At 57.6% G+C, this 15,606-nt stretch carries 13 protein-coding genes; 5 read left to right on the top strand and 8 right to left on the bottom strand.

Annotated elements, in window-relative coordinates; all coding sequences use genetic code 11:
• Positions 1-11: 11 nt before the first annotated feature.
• From ftsL to mraZ, 3 genes are read right to left on the bottom strand one after another with little or no spacing between them, the layout of a single operon-like run.
• A complete protein-coding gene (gene ftsL / locus ABTW55_RS08540) occupies positions 12-332 on the bottom strand; it encodes a cell division protein FtsL (protein WP_012005204.1) in 321 nt (106 codons plus the stop codon).
• Entirely contained in the window at positions 329-1,270 is a 942-nt protein-coding gene (gene rsmH, locus ABTW55_RS08535) for a 16S rRNA (cytosine(1402)-N(4))-methyltransferase RsmH (protein ID WP_033637099.1), read from the bottom strand. The genes ftsL and rsmH overlap by 4 nt, the downstream gene beginning before the upstream one ends.
• A gap of 2 nt (positions 1,271-1,272) precedes the next feature.
• Positions 1,273-1,731, bottom strand: a complete 459-nt coding sequence (mraZ, locus tag ABTW55_RS08530) for a division/cell wall cluster transcriptional repressor MraZ (protein ID WP_025159638.1) — start codon at positions 1,729-1,731, stop codon at positions 1,273-1,275.
• Between the two features lie 862 nt (positions 1,732-2,593).
• Between mraZ and ABTW55_RS08525 the strand changes: the two genes are divergently transcribed.
• Positions 2,594-3,034 carry an L-alanine exporter AlaE gene (locus ABTW55_RS08525; protein ID WP_033637098.1) on the top strand — a complete coding sequence of 147 codons (441 nt, stop codon included), beginning with the start codon at positions 2,594-2,596 and terminating at the stop codon, positions 3,032-3,034.
• Positions 3,035-3,071: 37 nt separating this feature from the next.
• Here the strand turns inward: ABTW55_RS08525 and cra are convergent, their stop codons facing one another.
• The 5 genes from cra to leuO all read right to left on the bottom strand — a co-directional run bounded on the left by cra (position 3,072) and on the right by leuO (position 10,046).
• Positions 3,072-4,076, bottom strand: a complete 1,005-nt coding sequence (gene cra, locus ABTW55_RS08520) for a catabolite repressor/activator (protein ID WP_004932801.1) — start codon at positions 4,074-4,076, stop codon at positions 3,072-3,074.
• Between the two features lie 218 nt (positions 4,077-4,294).
• Positions 4,295-4,786 carry an acetolactate synthase small subunit gene (gene ilvN, locus ABTW55_RS08515; protein WP_004932806.1) on the bottom strand — a complete coding sequence of 164 codons (492 nt, stop codon included), beginning with the start codon at positions 4,784-4,786 and terminating at the stop codon, positions 4,295-4,297.
• Between the two features lie 2 nt (positions 4,787-4,788).
• Positions 4,789-6,507: an acetolactate synthase 3 large subunit gene (ilvI, locus tag ABTW55_RS08510; RefSeq protein WP_060422467.1), complete on the bottom strand. Its 1,719-nt coding sequence runs from the start codon at positions 6,505-6,507 to the stop codon at positions 4,789-4,791.
• A gap of 316 nt (positions 6,508-6,823) precedes the next feature.
• On the bottom strand, positions 6,824-8,632 hold the full coding sequence (locus ABTW55_RS08505) for a long-chain fatty acid--CoA ligase (RefSeq protein ID WP_060422470.1): 1,809 nt from the start codon (positions 8,630-8,632) through the stop codon (positions 6,824-6,826).
• A 466-nt stretch (positions 8,633-9,098) separates the two neighbouring features.
• On the bottom strand, positions 9,099-10,046 hold the full coding sequence (gene leuO, locus ABTW55_RS08500) for a transcriptional regulator LeuO (RefSeq protein WP_033649194.1): 948 nt from the start codon (positions 10,044-10,046) through the stop codon (positions 9,099-9,101).
• 872 nt (positions 10,047-10,918) lie between these two features.
• Between leuO and leuA the strand changes: the two genes are divergently transcribed.
• Genes leuA through leuD form a run of 4 tightly spaced genes read left to right on the top strand, consistent with a single transcriptional unit; the run spans position 10,919 to position 15,601 of the window.
• A complete protein-coding gene (gene leuA / locus ABTW55_RS08495) occupies positions 10,919-12,493 on the top strand; it encodes a 2-isopropylmalate synthase (protein ID WP_004932820.1) in 1,575 nt (524 codons plus the stop codon).
• A gap of 2 nt (positions 12,494-12,495) precedes the next feature.
• Entirely contained in the window at positions 12,496-13,587 is a 1,092-nt protein-coding gene (gene leuB / locus ABTW55_RS08490; protein ID WP_033649192.1) for a 3-isopropylmalate dehydrogenase, read from the top strand.
• Between the two features lies 1 nt (position 13,588).
• On the top strand, positions 13,589-14,989 hold the full coding sequence (gene leuC / locus ABTW55_RS08485) for a 3-isopropylmalate dehydratase large subunit (RefSeq protein ID WP_041033249.1): 1,401 nt from the start codon (positions 13,589-13,591) through the stop codon (positions 14,987-14,989).
• Positions 14,990-14,998: 9 nt separating this feature from the next.
• Positions 14,999-15,601 (top strand): 3-isopropylmalate dehydratase small subunit, encoded by a 603-nt coding sequence (leuD, locus tag ABTW55_RS08480; protein WP_025159634.1) that lies wholly within the window; start codon positions 14,999-15,001, stop codon positions 15,599-15,601.
• The last annotated feature ends 5 nt before the right edge of the window (positions 15,602-15,606 follow it).

The raw sequence follows: 15,606 nt of genomic DNA, 5'->3' as shown, positions 1-15,606 counted from the left end.
GGTTAAACCATTCATTGTTTAACGATGATATTTTCCTGCGATGGATCAACGTGTTGCATCTGCAGTTTTTCTGTCGCGATACGTTCAACCCGGCTGTGATCGCCGAGGGCGTTCTCTTCTAAAATCAGGTTGCGCCACTCGATATCCAGCGCATCGCGCTCCAGCACCAGCTGTTCGCGCTCGGCGGTCAGCAGGCGGGTGCGGTGCGCGGTGGTCACCACGAAAACCGCGGAGACCAGTGACGCAATCAGTAAAATCAGGGGGATCTTGGCATTGCGCAGCAGATCGCCGCCAATCACCCCGACCAGGCCGTGACGTTCGTTGCCGATCACGCGGGCATCCTCTCAGCAATACGCAGCACCGAGCTGCGCGCACGCGGGTTGTCCGCCACTTCCGCTTCCGACGGCATCATTTTGCCCAGCGCTTTCAGCGTTCGCCCGCCCATGCTGCGCAGTTGCTCTTCGGTCAACGGAATGCCCGCCGGCACCTGGGCGCCGCGGCTGTGGTGACGCATAAAGCGTTTGACGATGCGGTCTTCCAGCGAGTGGAAGCTGATGATCGACAAACGGCCCCGTGGGGCCAGCACTTCCAGCGCGCCGTCGAGCGCACGCTCGATCTCTTCCAGCTCGCTGTTGATATAGATGCGGATCGCCTGGAAGCTGCGCGTCGCCGGATGCTTGTGCTTTTCACGGAACGGGCTGGCATCGGCAATCAGATCCGCCAACGCTTTGGTGCGCGTCATCGGCTCCACGCGGTTTCTTTCCACGATGGCGCGCGCGATGCGCTTGGCGAAACGCTCTTCGCCAAAGGTTTTCAGCACCCAGGCGATGTCGTCCGCTTCGGCCTTCATCAGCCACTCTGCGGCGGACAGGCCGGTGGAGGGATCCATGCGCATGTCCAGCGGGCCATCGCGCATAAAGGAAAACCCGCGCTCTGCGTCGTCAAGCTGCGGCGAAGAAACGCCCAGATCGAGCAGAACGCCGTCGATCTTGCCCACCAATTCACGTTCCCGCACGTAGTGCGACAACTCGGAGAATGGGCCGTGTACGATGGTAAAACGAGGATCTTCAATAGATTTGGCGGCTGCAATCGCCTGAGGGTCACGGTCAATCGCCAACAAGCGTCCTTCCGGCCCCAGTTGGGACAGAATCAGACGAGAATGGCCACCGCGACCAAAAGTACCGTCGATATATATGCCGTTGCTGCGGATGTTGAGGCCGTTGACGGCTTCGTCCAGCAGGACGGTGGTGTGTTTATAGTTTTCCAACATGCTTATAGCGACAAGTCCTGTAGCCGCTCAGACAACGGTTCCTGAGTCGACTGTTCAGCGTCAATATCATCCTTGACTTGTTGATACCAGGTCTGTTCATCCCACAGTTCAAACTTGTTGAACTGACCGACCAGCATCACTTCTTTCGTGAGCCCGGCGTGTTGCCGCAGCGTATTGGCGAGCAGCAAACGACCGGCACTATCCATCTGACACTCACTGGCATGCCCCAGCAACAGGCGCTGAACGCGGCGCTCGGCGGGATTCATGCTCGACAGACGTGATAATTTTTGTTCAATAATTTCCCATTCGGGCAAAGGATAAAGCAGCAGGCAGGGCTGATGGAGGTCAATGGTACAGACCATTTGGCCTTGCGATTCCTCGTTGAGCAATTCCCGATATCGGGTAGGTACGGCGAGCCGCCCTTTGCTGTCGAGGTTGACCATCGTCGCTCCACGGAACATTCCTGAGCTACCCCTTAGTGACCGTTTTCACCACTTTACCCCACAAATTCCCACACAATGGAGTTTACGGAGGGTATGAAAACCTTGTCAAGCCAGAGCGCCAGCGCTTTGGCAATATTTCTCTGGTCATTTTGGGAGCTGACTCGCGAAAGAAACTCTGATTATTCGACGATTAAAAATTAACACCATGATAAACGGAGAGAATTTTCTAAGCGGAAAGAATCTGATTAAAAACCTGACGAACTGGCGATTAATTAACTCATTACTTCCTTCTGCAAGCCATGTCTCATTTTTCAGCTCGGCAATCTCAGTGCGGTAACCGCTGGCGAGCCGCGCCCGCCAAGGCTCGGCGCCTGGCGAATCGATCGCGGAATAAGGCCATAACTCCTTGAGTTAATAACGCTCAATCGTTATTCACCGTAAAACCGGTCGCTATTTTACTTCAATTTGCACTGCCGTGATGAGGCCGCGAAAAAAATAAATGGCTCGGATATTACGAGCAGAAGTAATTTCGATTTAAATCAATTTGGTAAGATTATTCCCAAAATACCTGTTTACAATTATGGTTTCATTTTCTTACACCTTTATTTCCACAATTTCTGCCGGAAAAAATCCTCACTTGAAGCAAAAAGTCGCAACCACATGTTTTTAATGAGTTTATTTTAAAGTGCCGATTTTAATCCCTCCACCCTCACCTCTTCCCCGGTTCCGCGGGACAAAAACCGAACAAATGTTAAAAATAAAAATATAAACCTAGTTAAAAAACATAATGCAGATTAGTACACTATAAAAAACGCAAAAACCCAGACTTAACATCCAAGCATTAATAATTTAACAGCAGGTTAACCAAAGGGGATGACACATGCTTTCGCCCGCCGCTCACTGGCGTAGCGCCGCTGCCGATACGTTCGCACTGGTGGTGTACTGCTTTATCGCCGGCATGGCGATAGAAGTGTTGATCTCCGGCATGAGCTTTCAGCAATCCCTCTCTTCGCGCCTGCTGTCGATTCCGGTCAACATCCTGATCGCCTGGCCCTACGGCCGCTATCGCGATCTGTTTATCCGCACGGCGCGCCGCTGCCCGCGCGGCCAGTTCGTGCTGCGCAACCTCGCCGATCTGCTGGCCTACGTCAGTTTCCAGTCGCCGGTTTATGCCGCCATTCTGTGGAGCGTAGGCGCCGACGGCCCACAAATGCTGGCGGCGGTGACCAGTAATGCGCTGGTCTCCATGGCGATGGGCGTGGTGTATGGCTATTTCCTGGAATATTGCAGGCGGCTGTTCCGGGTGGCGGGCTATGTCTAAACCAGGAGCCCGCCAAAGCGAGCTCCCGTAGAGCGAACTATTTGCGGCTCAGGCTGCCGCGGCGGAACAGATTGCGGCGAATACGCGTCAAACCCGGCTTGGGTTTACGCGGTTCGTCCAGGCTGGCCAACACCAGCTCGAGCACGCGTTCGGCCACGTCGCGATGGCGCTGCGCCACCGCGAGCACCGGGCACTCGAGGAAATCCAACAGTTCATGGTCGCCGAAGGTGGCAATCGCCAGATCGGTAGGCAAACGGCCGCGTTGCTTCAGCGTCACGTCCATCACGCCCTGCAACAGCGAGAATGAGGTGGTGAACAGCGCCTGCGGCATCGGGTGCGTTTTCAGCCATTCGGCGAACAGCGCGCCGGCGGCTTCACGTTCATAGCTGTTGGCGTACAGGTAATCGACATGGCGGGGATCCTCTTGCCAGGCCTGACGGAAGCCCTGCTCGCGCAGGAAGCTCACCGAAAGCTCCGGCAAGGCACCCAGATACAGCACCGATTCCGCCGGGAAGGTGCGCAGCTCCTGCGCCAGCGCAAAGGCGTCTTCCTGATCGGCCCCGACGACGCTGATGAAATGCTCGCGATCCAGCGCGCGGTCCAGCGCGATGATCGGCAGCGGATCGTTGGCCCAGCGTTGATAGAAAGGATGTTCCGGCGGCAAGGCGGTGGAAACGATGATAGCGTCCACCTGGCGCTGCAGCAGGTGCTCGATACAGCGCATTTCGTTGTCCGGCTGATCTTCGGAACAGGCGATCAGCAATTGGTAACCACGCTGGCGCGCCTGGCGCTCCAGGTAGTTGGCGATGCGGGTATAGCTGGTATTTTCCAGATCCGGGATCACCAGACCGATAGAACGGGTACGCCCGGCGCGCAGCCCCGCCGCGACGGCATTCGGGTGATAGTTATGCTCCCTGACCACGGCCATCACTTTCTCGACGGTTTTATCGCTGACACGATACTGCTTCGCCTTGCCGTTGATGACGTAACTGGCCGTCGTGCGCGAAACGCCCGCGAGACGCGCGATTTCATCCAGTTTCACATGAACCCCTTAATGACGCTGAAAATAGAAGTGAAGGCTGTGCTCGGATTAACCATGACATCCCGTGCGGTTATTCAATCCAGCCTCTGCGATCTAACAGCAGAAAACACTGCCTAGCAACCGCTTTTGCCGAAAGGTGCCAGCAATCGGGCAAAAAATACCGAAAAACAAAGGGCGCAGCCACGCCGCGCCCCCGATTATTCGCCGCCAGACCGCGCTCAGCGCATGATTTTGTCGCCGCGCGACACGCCGACCACCCCGGAACGGGCCACTTCCACGATCTCCGCCACTTCACGCACCGCGCTCAGGAAAGCGTCGAGCTTGTCGCTGGTGCCAGCCAGCTGTACCGTGTACAGCGTCGCCGTCACATCCACGATCTGGCCGCGGAAAATGTCGGCGCAGCGCTTCACCTCTTCACGGCCGTAGCCGCTGGCCTGCAGCTTCACCAGCATGATCTCGCGCTCGACGTGGGCGCCCTGCACCAGCTCGCTGACGCGCAGCACGTCCACCAGCTTGTGCAGCTGTTTCTCAATCTGCTCCAGCACTTTCTCGTCGCCGACGGTCTGGATAGTCATGCGCGACAGCGTCGGATCGTCGGTCGGCGCCACCGTCAGGCTCTCGATGTTATAACCGCGCTGGGAGAACAGCCCGACCACGCGCGACAAGGCGCCGGATTCGTTTTCCAGCAAGACAGATAAAATACGGCGCATGATCAGGTCCTCTCCGTTTTGCTAAGCCACATTTCGTCCATGCTTCCGCCGCGGATCTGCATCGGGTAAACATGTTCGGTTTCATCGACGGTCACGTCGACGAACACCAGCCGCTCTTTTTCCGCCAGCGCCTGCGCCAGCTTGCTTTCCAGCTCATCCGGCGTGCGGATGGCGATGCCGACATGGCCGTAAGCCTCGGCCAGCTTGACGAAGTCCGGCAGCGAATCCATGTAGGACTGCGAGTGACGGCCGGAATAAATCATGTCCTGCCACTGCTTTACCATGCCCAGATAGCGGTTGTTGAGGTTCACCACCACCACCGGCAGGTTATATTGCAGCGCGGTGGACAGCTCCTGAATATTCATCTGAATGCTGCCGTCGCCGGTCACGCACACCACGGTTTCCTCCGGCAGCGCCAGCTTGACGCCCAGTGCCGCCGGCAAGCCGAAGCCCATGGTGCCGAGGCCGCCGGAGTTGATCCAGCGGCGCGGTTTATCGAACGGATAATAGAGCGCGGCGAACATTTGGTGCTGGCCGACGTCCGAGGTGACATACGCATCGCCTTTGGTCAGGCGGTGCAAGGTTTCGATCACCGCCTGCGGTTTGATGGTGCCGCTGTGCTTGTCGTAACCCAGGCAGTCGCGGGCACGCCACTGCTCGATAGACTGCCACCAGTCGCGCAGCGCGTCGTGATCCTGCGCTTTCTCGTCCTGTGCCAACAGCTCCAGCATCTGCACCAACACCTGTTTGGCATCGCCGACGATCGGAATATCGGCGTCCACCGTTTTGGAGATCGAGGTCGGATCGATATCGATATGCAGCACGGTGGCGTCCGGGCAGTATTTGGCCAGATTGTTGGTGGTGCGATCGTCGAAACGCACGCCGACGGCGAAGATCACGTCGGCGTGATGCATGGTTTTGTTGGCTTCATAGGTGCCGTGCATGCCGAGCATGCCGACGCTCTGCCGGTGGGTGCCAGGGAAAGCGCCCAACCCCATCAGGCTGCTGGTCACCGGCAGATTCAGCTGCTCCGCCAAGGCCAACAGTTCGGCTTCGCAACTGGCGTTGATCGCGCCGCCGCCGACGTACATCACCGGCTTTTTGGCCGCCAGAATGGTTTGCAGCGCGCGTTTTATCTGCCCGCGGTGCCCCTGCACCGTCGGGTTGTAAGAACGCATGCTCACGTCCTGCGGGTAGGCATAAGGCATCCGCACCGCCGGGCCGACGATATCTTTCGGCAGATCGATCACCACCGGGCCGGGCCGGCCGCTGGAAGCCAGGAAGAACGCCTTCTTCAACACCGCCGGGATGTCTTCGGTGCGTTTTACCAGGAAGCTGTGCTTCACCACCGGGCGCGAAATCCCCACCATATCGCACTCTTGGAAGGCGTCGTAGCCGATCAGCGAGCTGGGCACCTGCCCCGACAGCACCACCATCGGGATCGAGTCCATATAGGCGGTGGCGATACCGGTAATGGCGTTGGTGGCGCCGGGGCCGGAGGTCACCAGCACCACGCCCACTTCACCGGTGGCGCGCGCGTAGCCGTCGGCCATGTGCACCGCCCCCTGCTCGTGGCGCACCAGAATATGATCGATCCCTCCAACCGTATGCAGGGCGTCGTAGATATCGAGCACCGCCCCGCCGGGGTAGCCGAATACATGCTTAACGCCCTGATCGATCAACGATCGGACGACCATCTCGGCTCCTGACAACATCTCCATGGGTTTGCCTCCAGGCTTGCTTATTCTTCTCTGGCGCCGGAACGTGGCGCCTGCTGCGGGGCAATGCCCCAAAGTTTTTATGGGTTGTCGCTATCGAATTAACATAACGTCAGAATTTGGGGCAGGCAAACGACAAAATGGCTTAGCGGAGGCATGGTTATTGCCAAGCGGCTGGATATCATGGCTTTATAAAAACAATGCGCTAGCCGCAGGGTTGTCAGGCTAGGCATTGTTTCGAACAGAGGGAAAATTACAGAACTAAATCAGGTGAAGGATATGCCGCTTTTTTCGCCGGGCACATGGCCCGGCGGCGGCGTCAGGCCTGTTCCTGGTACATTGAATCGATTTCGCGCTGATAGCGCTGCAGGATCACTTTGCGGCGCAGCTTCAGCGTTGGCGTGAGCTCTCCCAACTCCATGGAAAAGGCTGCCGGCAGCAGGGTGAACTTCTTCACCTGTTCGAAGCGCGCCAGCTCCTTTTGCATCTCGCGCAGGCGCTTTTCGAACATCTCGAGGATTTCGCCGTTGCGCAGCAGTTCCAGGCGATCCTGGTATTTCAGGTTGACTGACTTCGCATACTCTTCCAGCGACTCAAAGCACGGCACGATCAGCGCAGAAACGAATTTACGCGCATCGGCGATGATCGCCACCTGCTCGATAAAGCGATCCTGCGCCAGCGTGCCTTCCAGCATCTGCGGCGCGATGTATTTGCCGCCGGAGGTTTTCATCAAATCCTTCAGCCGTTCGGTGATGAACAGGTTGCCCTCTTCATCGATCGCACCGGCGTCGCCGGTTTTCAGCCAGCCGTCCTCGGTAAAGGTCGCGGCGGTTTCCAACGGTTTGTTGAAATAGCCGCGCATCACGATCGGCCCGCGCACCTGGATTTCATTTTCCTCGCCAATGCGCACCTCGACCTCCGGCAGCGGTTTGCCGATAGAGCCGAAGCGGAAATGCCCCTCTTCCCAGCAGGAGACGGTGGCGCAGGTTTCGGTCATGCCGTAACCGTACTTGATGTTGACGCCCATCGCCTGGAAAAACAGGATCACATTGTCGTCCAGCTTGGCGCCCGCCGCCGGCAAAAAGCGCACCCGGCCGCCGAGGATACCGCGCAGCTTGCTCAACACCAGCTTGTCGGCCCAGCGGTGGGTGAAGTCGAACACTTTGCCCAACGGTTTGCCGGCCCGCTCCTGCAGGAACTTGCGCTCGCCGCAGACGATCGCCCAGTGGAACAACGCACGGCGCAGCCAAGGGGCGCGCGCCACTTTTTCATGCACCGCGCTGAAAATCTTCTCGTAGAAACGCGGCACCGCACACATCAGCGTCGGGCGGACCTGCCCCATCGCTTCCCGCACCCAATCGGTATTCGGCAGGAAGACGTTCTGCGCGCCGGAATGCATCACAAAGAAGCTCCAGGCCCGCTCGAACACGTGCGACAGCGGCAGGAAGCTGAGCGACACATCCTCTTCGCCGACCGTCAGCCTTTCATCATGCAGGTAGAGCTGCGCCGCCAGGTTGCGGTAGTCCAGCATCACCCCTTTCGGCTCGCCGGTAGTACCCGAGGTATAAATCAGGGTGAAGAGATCCTGCAGGTCGCACTCTTCAATACGCTGCCGACGTTGAGCGGCAAAAGCCACCGGATCGGCAGCGCGCTCGAAGGCGCTCAGATGCTGTGCGATCTCGCAGCCGCGCAGATCGGCTCCCTCGTCGAAGACGATAATGTGCCGCAGCTGTGGGCAGACGCCGCGCAGCGCGATGGCGGCGTCAAGCTGCGCCTGCTCACCGACGAACAGTATGCGGATGTCGGCGTCGTTGGTGACAAACGCCGCCTGCGCCGGCGTATTGGTGGAATAGAGCGGTACGCTGACGCCACGCAGGTGCAGGATCGCGAGATCGGTCAACGACCAGGCCATTGTGTTATTGGCGAAAATACCGATGCGTTCTTGCACTTCGACGCCCAGCCCCAGCAGCCCGGCGGCGATGCGATCGATGCGGGCGGCGGCCGCACCCCAGGTCAGTTGCAACTCGCCGTTGGGCGACCATTGGCGAAAAGCTGTGCGATCGGCTCGGTGGGTGATTTGATGCTGTATACGATGGATCAGATGGTATTGCAGCAGATTAGTGATCATAGTGCTCTAAGCCTGAAATGAATCATACAGTTAAGCCTGAACGACGCCTTGCGGCCCTCATCTCAGCTTACACGTGTTTACTTTTTTCCGCGCAGTCTACCTACTCTCAGGCAGGGGGAAAAGCGATTTCAGCGTAGAAGTGTGAGCCAAAACTCAGGCCGGCTTTCGCGCTTTCATCAGTTGGACAGAATGGGAAGGAAAAGGTTTGCCGGCGGCAATAAAACGCGGCCCATCCGGGCCGCCGCATCGAGTTAGTTTAAAATACTAGCCGGAAAGTAAAAATCAGAATATTAATTTATATTAATTATTTTTGCTGAACGAACAAACCCACTATGAAAATAAGTTATTTTATCGCCGTAAAACCAAGAAACATCTTAATAAAAACACAGATAGTTCTTAGTTTTTATCATGAGAAAAAAACGCTCAGTTGAATATTATCTTTATATGGCTCCCATTTTTTATCGCTTTACTTTGGGTTACCCGCCTCAATCAGGACGGATTTCATCCACTGGTGCCCTTTATCCCGCTCAGAGGATTCATGCCAGGAAAGATAGCAGGTTGCTTTATTGTGATTGGCGCACAAAGGAACCGCCTTTATTTTCAACGCCTCCGTCTGTTGTCTCACCAGCCAGGCTGGTGCAATCGCCACCATCTCCGTTTGCGACACCATATTCAACACGCTGTAGAGATCCGTGCACTGCTGCGTCACGGCGCGCAGCATCGGTTCCTCTAAATAAAAAGGCTTACTGAACGATCCAAAACTTTCCAGGGATACCGCCGCGTGCTGTTCGGCCAGCATTTGCTCCGGCGTCGCCTCCTCGCCCATTCTCGGGTGCGCCTGCGCGGCCGCCAGCACTAATTCGTCGTCGAACATCGCCAAACTGCGAAACTCTGCCGATTCGAAACGGCTGTAGCCGATGACAAACTCGACGTCCTGATAACGCAATTGATGTTCGATATTATTGTTGATGTATGACTTTATTTGCAGATTAAGCTGCGGCGCGATCTGTTTGACGTGATTGATTATCCCGGCGCCCAGGCGCAAGTCGAGCGGACTGCACAGCGACAAGGAAAACGCTCGCGTGCTGGTCAGCGGCTCGAACTCGGCGCCCGGCAATTCATTCTGCACCAGCTGCAACGCTTGCCGCACCGGGCCAAACAGCTGCCTGGCCCGCATGGTGGGCTGGATCCCGCGCCCGCAGCGCACGAACAGTTCGTCGTTGAACATCACCTTCAGGCGCGCTACCGCGTTGCTCACCGCCGGCTGCGACATCCCTAGCGAATTAGCGGCTCGCGTAATATTTTGCATTTGCATCACGGCGTCAAACACCGTCAGCAAATTAAGATCGACGCTGCGCAAATGAATGTCCGCCGGCTCTTTGACCATAGTGATTTCTGAATCATATTCAGCCATATTTCACTCCACTAAATCCTGTGTAGATAATCTAATCCTTATGCTCGACAAACAATGAAACGCCGCATTGTCATATCTTTGCACGACAAATCCTGCCATTACCGTCATCAACCGATAAAAAACCTCGTGTTATCGACACGATATAAGTCGTATATGGAATACATGTCAGTAGTTTCTCCCGTCAGCGGGAAGAATGCCACCTGGGTAGTACTAATAATTAGGTATCAACAATGATTAATACAACTAAACAACATAGCTGCACTGTATGAGACAAACTATAAAAACACATCATAAGCAATCAAACCATCTAAAAACACCGCTCACTTTGTGTAAAATTACATTATTTTGTTATATTATGACTAAAATAATCAATTAATCATATGAATTCAATTTAAATCATTTGTATAAAAAATGTTATTTTGTTGCCCCCCGTGATTAATCCCTCTTATTTTTTCATCGCAAATCTTAACGCAACGAAATCCAGAAGCAATTAGCGCAGTATATATTCGATTCGTTTATGCTAAGCAGCGCGCAAACTGGCCCCATTTTTTCTCTAAGGCGTCGCTTTTTTGCCGAATGATCCTCTGTTTGGCCAATGGGCTGGTGCATTGTCCCCGCATTCAATCAGGTGTTGACATCGCCAGGCCAATCACGTATCAAATTAGGCAGACACCCAATTTAAGAGAAGCTGAACCCTTATGATCCGTACTCATCGTCTACTAGGCCTACTACTCAACGCATCTTGTTTGCGCGGTATGCCTATGGACGAAGTTCGGAGCTGACTCAGCCGATCACCCATAAGAAACCCGCGCTACTGCGCGGGTTTTTTTTTGCCCGCTTAGCGTGAAATCAACACGATAAGGAATGCACCGATGAGCCAACAAGTCATTATTTTCGATACCACGCTGCGTGATGGCGAACAGGCGTTGCAGGCCAGCCTGAGCGTAAAAGAGAAGATTCAGATTGCGCTGGCGCTGGAAAGAATGGGCGTCGACGTGATGGAGGTCGGCTTCCCGGTCTCTTCGCCGGGCGACTTCGAGTCGGTGCAAACCATCGCGCGCCAGATCAAGAACAGCCGCGTCTGCGGCCTGGCCCGCTGTGTAGACAAAGACATCGACGTGGCCGCCGAAGCGTTGCGCGTCGCCGAAGCATTCCGCATCCACGTATTCCTGGCCACCTCAACCCTGCACATCGAATCGAAACTGAAGCGCTCGTTCGACGAAGTGTTGGAGATGGCGGTGCGCTCGGTCAAACGCGCCCGCAACTACACCGACGACGTAGAGTTCTCCTGTGAAGACGCCGGCCGCACGCCGATCGACAATCTGTGCCGCGTGGTCGAAGCCGCCATCAACGCCGGCGCCACCACCATCAATATTCCGGACACCGTCGGTTACACCACGCCGAACCAGTTCGGCGGCATCATCACCACCTTGTATGACCGCGTGCCGAACATCGACAAAGCCATCATTTCCGTGCACTGCCACGACGATTTGGGCATGGCGGTCGGCAACTCCATCGCCGCGGTTCAGGCCGGCGCCCGTCAGGTGGAAGGCACCCTGAACGGCATCGGTGAGCGCGCCGGCAACTGTTCGCTGGAAGAGGTGATCATGGCGATTAAAGTGCGCCAGGACATCATGAACGTGCACACCAACATCAATCATCAGGAAATCTTCCGTACCAGCCAGATCGTCAGCCAGCTGTGCAACATGCCGATCCCGGCCAACAAGGCGATCGTCGGCTCCAACGCCTTCGCCCACTCCTCCGGCATTCACCAGGACGGCGTGCTGAAAAACCGCGAAAACTACGAAATCATGACCCCGCAGTCGATCGGCCTGAAGGACGTGCAGTTGAACCTGACCTCCCGCTCCGGCCGGGCGGCGGTGAAACACCGCATGGAAGAGATGGGCTACCAGGAGCAGGACTATAACCTGGATACCCTGTACGCCGCCTTCCTGAAGCTGGCCGACAAGAAGGGCCAGGTGTTCGACTATGACCTGGAGGCGCTGGCCTTCATCAACAAACAGCAGGAAGAGCCGGAGCACTTCAGCCTGGGCTACTTCAGCGTGCAGTCCGGCAGCAGCATCATGGCCACCGCCTCGGTGAAACTGATCTGCGGCGGCGAAGAGAAAGCCGAGGCCGCCACCGGCAACGGCCCGGTCGATGCGGTTTATCAGGCAATCAATCGCATCACCGACTACCCGATCGAGCTGGTGAAATACCAGCTGACCGCCAAGGGCCATGGCCGCGACGCGCTGGGCCAGGTGGATATCGTGGTCTCTTACAACGGCCGCCGCTTCCACGGCGTAGGTCTGGCGACCGACATCGTCGAATCTTCCGCCAAGGCGATGGTGCACGTGTTGAACAATATTTGGCGCTCACAGCAGGTAGAAAAAGAAAAGCAGCGCCTGCAGCAAAACAAACATCAAAATAATCAGGAAACGGTGTGAACATGACGAAGACTTATCACATTGCCGTCTTGCCCGGAGACGGCATCGGCCCGGAAGTAATGGCTCAGGCGCGCAAAGTGTTGGACGCGGTGCGTCAACGCTTTGACATTCGCATCACCACTGCCGAATACGACGTCGGCGGCATCGCCATCGATCGCCACGGCAGCCCGCTGCCGCCGGCGACCGTCGCCGGCTGCGAGCAGGCCGACGCCATCCTGTTCGGATCGGTAGGCGGCCCGAAATGGGAACACCTGCCGCCGGCCGAGCAGCCGGAACGCGGCGCGCTGTTGCCGCTGCGCAAGCACTTCAAACTGTTCAGCAACCTGCGCCCGGCGCGCCTGTATCAAGGGCTGGAGGCATTCTGCCCGCTGCGCGCCGACATCGCCGCCCGCGGCTTCGACATTCTGTGCGTGCGCGAACTGACCGGCGGCATCTACTTCGGCCAACCGAAGGGCCGCGAAGGCCAGGGCATGCAGGAGCGCGCTTTCGATACCGAGGTGTATCACCGTTTCGAGATTGAACGCATCGCGCGCATCGCCTTCGAATCCGCCCGCAAGCGCCGCCACAAGGTGACGTCGATCGACAAGGCCAACGTGCTGCAAAGCTCCATCCTGTGGCGTGAAGTGGTCAATCAGGTCGCCAAGGATTACCCGGACGTGTCGCTGTCGCACATGTATATCGACAACGCTACCATGCAGCTGATCAAGGATCCGTCCCAGTTCGACGTGCTGCTGTGCTCCAACCTGTTCGGCGACATCCTGTCCGACGAGTGCGCGATGATCACCGGCTCGATGGGCATGTTGCCGTCCGCCAGCCTGAACGAGCAAGGCTTCGGCCTGTACGAACCGGCGGGCGGTTCCGCGCCGGATATTGCCGGCAAAGGCATCGCCAACCCGATTGCGCAGATCCTGTCCGCCACCCTGCTGCTGCGTTACAGCCTGGGCGCCGATGAAGCGGCCGACGCCGTGGAGCGCGCCATCAACCAGGCGTTGGAACAGGGCTACCGCACCGCCGATCTGGCCGGTGACGGCAAAGCCGTCAGCACCGATGAAATGGGCGACATCATCGCTCGCTTTGTAGCTCAGGGGGCATAACATGGCCAAGACCTTATACCAGAAGCTGTACGACGCCCACGTGGTGCACGAAGCGCCGAACGAAACGCCGTTGCTGTATATCGACCGTCACCTGGTGCACGAAGTCACTTCGCCGCAGGCGTTCGACGGCCTGCGCGCCATGGGCCGCAAGGTGCGCCAGCCCGGCAAAACCTTCGCCACCATGGATCACAACGTGTCGACCCAGACCAAAGACATCAACGCCAGCGGCGAGATGGCGCGCATCCAGATGCAGGAGCTGATCAAGAACTGCGCGGAATTCGGCGTTTCGCTGTATGACCTGAACCACCCGTTCCAGGGCATCGTGCACGTGATCGGGCCTGAGCAAGGCATGACGCTGCCGGGCATGACCATCGTTTGCGGCGACTCGCACACCGCCACCCACGGCGCTTTCGGCTCGCTGGCGTTCGGCATCGGCACCTCCGAAGTGGAACACGTGCTGGCGACCCAGACCCTGAAGCAGGGCCGCGCCAAGACCATGAAGATTGAGGTCACCGGCGACGCCGCCGAGGGCATTACCGCCAAAGACATCGTGCTGGCGGTGATCGGCAAAACCGGCAGCGCCGGCGGCACCGGCCACGTGGTGGAGTTCTGCGGCAAGGCGATCGAAGCGTTGAGCATGGAAGGCCGCATGACCCTGTGCAACATGGCGATCGAAATGGGCGCCAAAGCCGGGTTGGTCGCGCCGGACGACACCACCTTCGCCTACCTGAAGGGGCGTCAGTTCGCGCCAACCGGAGAAAACTGGGAGCAGGCGGTCGCCTATTGGCGCACGCTGAAGTCCGATGCCGAAGCCCAATTCGATACCGTGGTAACGCTGCGCGCCGAAGAAATCGCGCCGCAGGTCACCTGGGGCACCAACCCCGGCCAGGTGATCGCCGTCAATCAGGCGATCCCGGCGCCGGAATCGTTCAGCGATCCGGTCGAGCGCGCCTCCGCGGAAAAAGCCTTGGCCTACATGGACTTGAAACCGGGCATCAAATTGACCGACGTGCCGATCGACAAAGTGTTCATCGGCTCCTGCACCAACTCGCGTATCGAAGATCTGCGCGCGGCGGCGGCGATCGCCAAGGGGCGCAAGGTCGCCAGCGGCGTGCAGGCCATCGTGGTGCCGGGCTCCGGCCCGGTGAAGGCCCAGGCGGAAGCCGAAGGGTTGGACAAAATCTTTATCGAAGCCGGTTTCGAATGGCGTTTGCCGGGCTGCTCGATGTGTCTGGCGATGAACAACGATCGCCTGAATCCGGGCGAACGCTGCGCGTCCACCAGCAACCGTAACTTCGAAGGGCGTCAGGGCCGCGGTGGGCGCACCCACCTGGTCAGCCCGGCGATGGCCGCCGCGGCCGCCGTTGCCGGTCACTTCGCCGACATCCGTGATATTCACTAAGGGGCTAACGTGGCTAAATTTACTCAACATACCGGCTTAGTGGTGCCTTTGGATGCGGCCAACGTCGACACCGACGCCATTATTCCCAAGCAGTTTTTACAGAAGGTCACCCGCACCGGCTTCGGCCAGCACCTGTTCAACGACTGGCGCTTCCTCGACGACGCCGGCCAGCAGCCGAACCCGGAATTCGTGCTGAACAAACCGCGCTATAAAGGCGCCAGCATCCTGTTGGCGCGCGAGAACTTCGGCTGCGGCTCCTCGCGCGAACACGCGCCCTGGGCGCTGACCGATTACGGATTCAAAGTGGTGATCGCGCCGAGCTTCGCCGATATCTTTTACGGCAACTCGTTCAACAACCAGCTGTTGCCGGTGACGCTGAGCGAGCAGCAGGTGGATGAGCTGTTCAAGCTGGTGGACGCCAACGAGGGAACGGAGTTCGTGGTGGATCTGGAGAACCAGACGGTCAACGCCGGCGGCAAAAGCTATCCGTTCGAAATCGACAGCTTCCGCCGCCACTGCATGATCAACGGGCTGGACAGCATCGGCCTGACGCTGCAGCACGAAGCGGACATCTCCCGCTACGAAGCGCAGCAGCCGGCGTTTTTGAATTAATCCCC

This window comes from Serratia sp. SM04 (assembly GCF_040280225.1).
In the GTDB taxonomy this organism is placed as follows: domain Bacteria; phylum Pseudomonadota; class Gammaproteobacteria; order Enterobacterales; family Enterobacteriaceae; genus Serratia; species Serratia sarumanii.
This window is presented reverse-complemented; position numbering and strand designations above follow the sequence as displayed.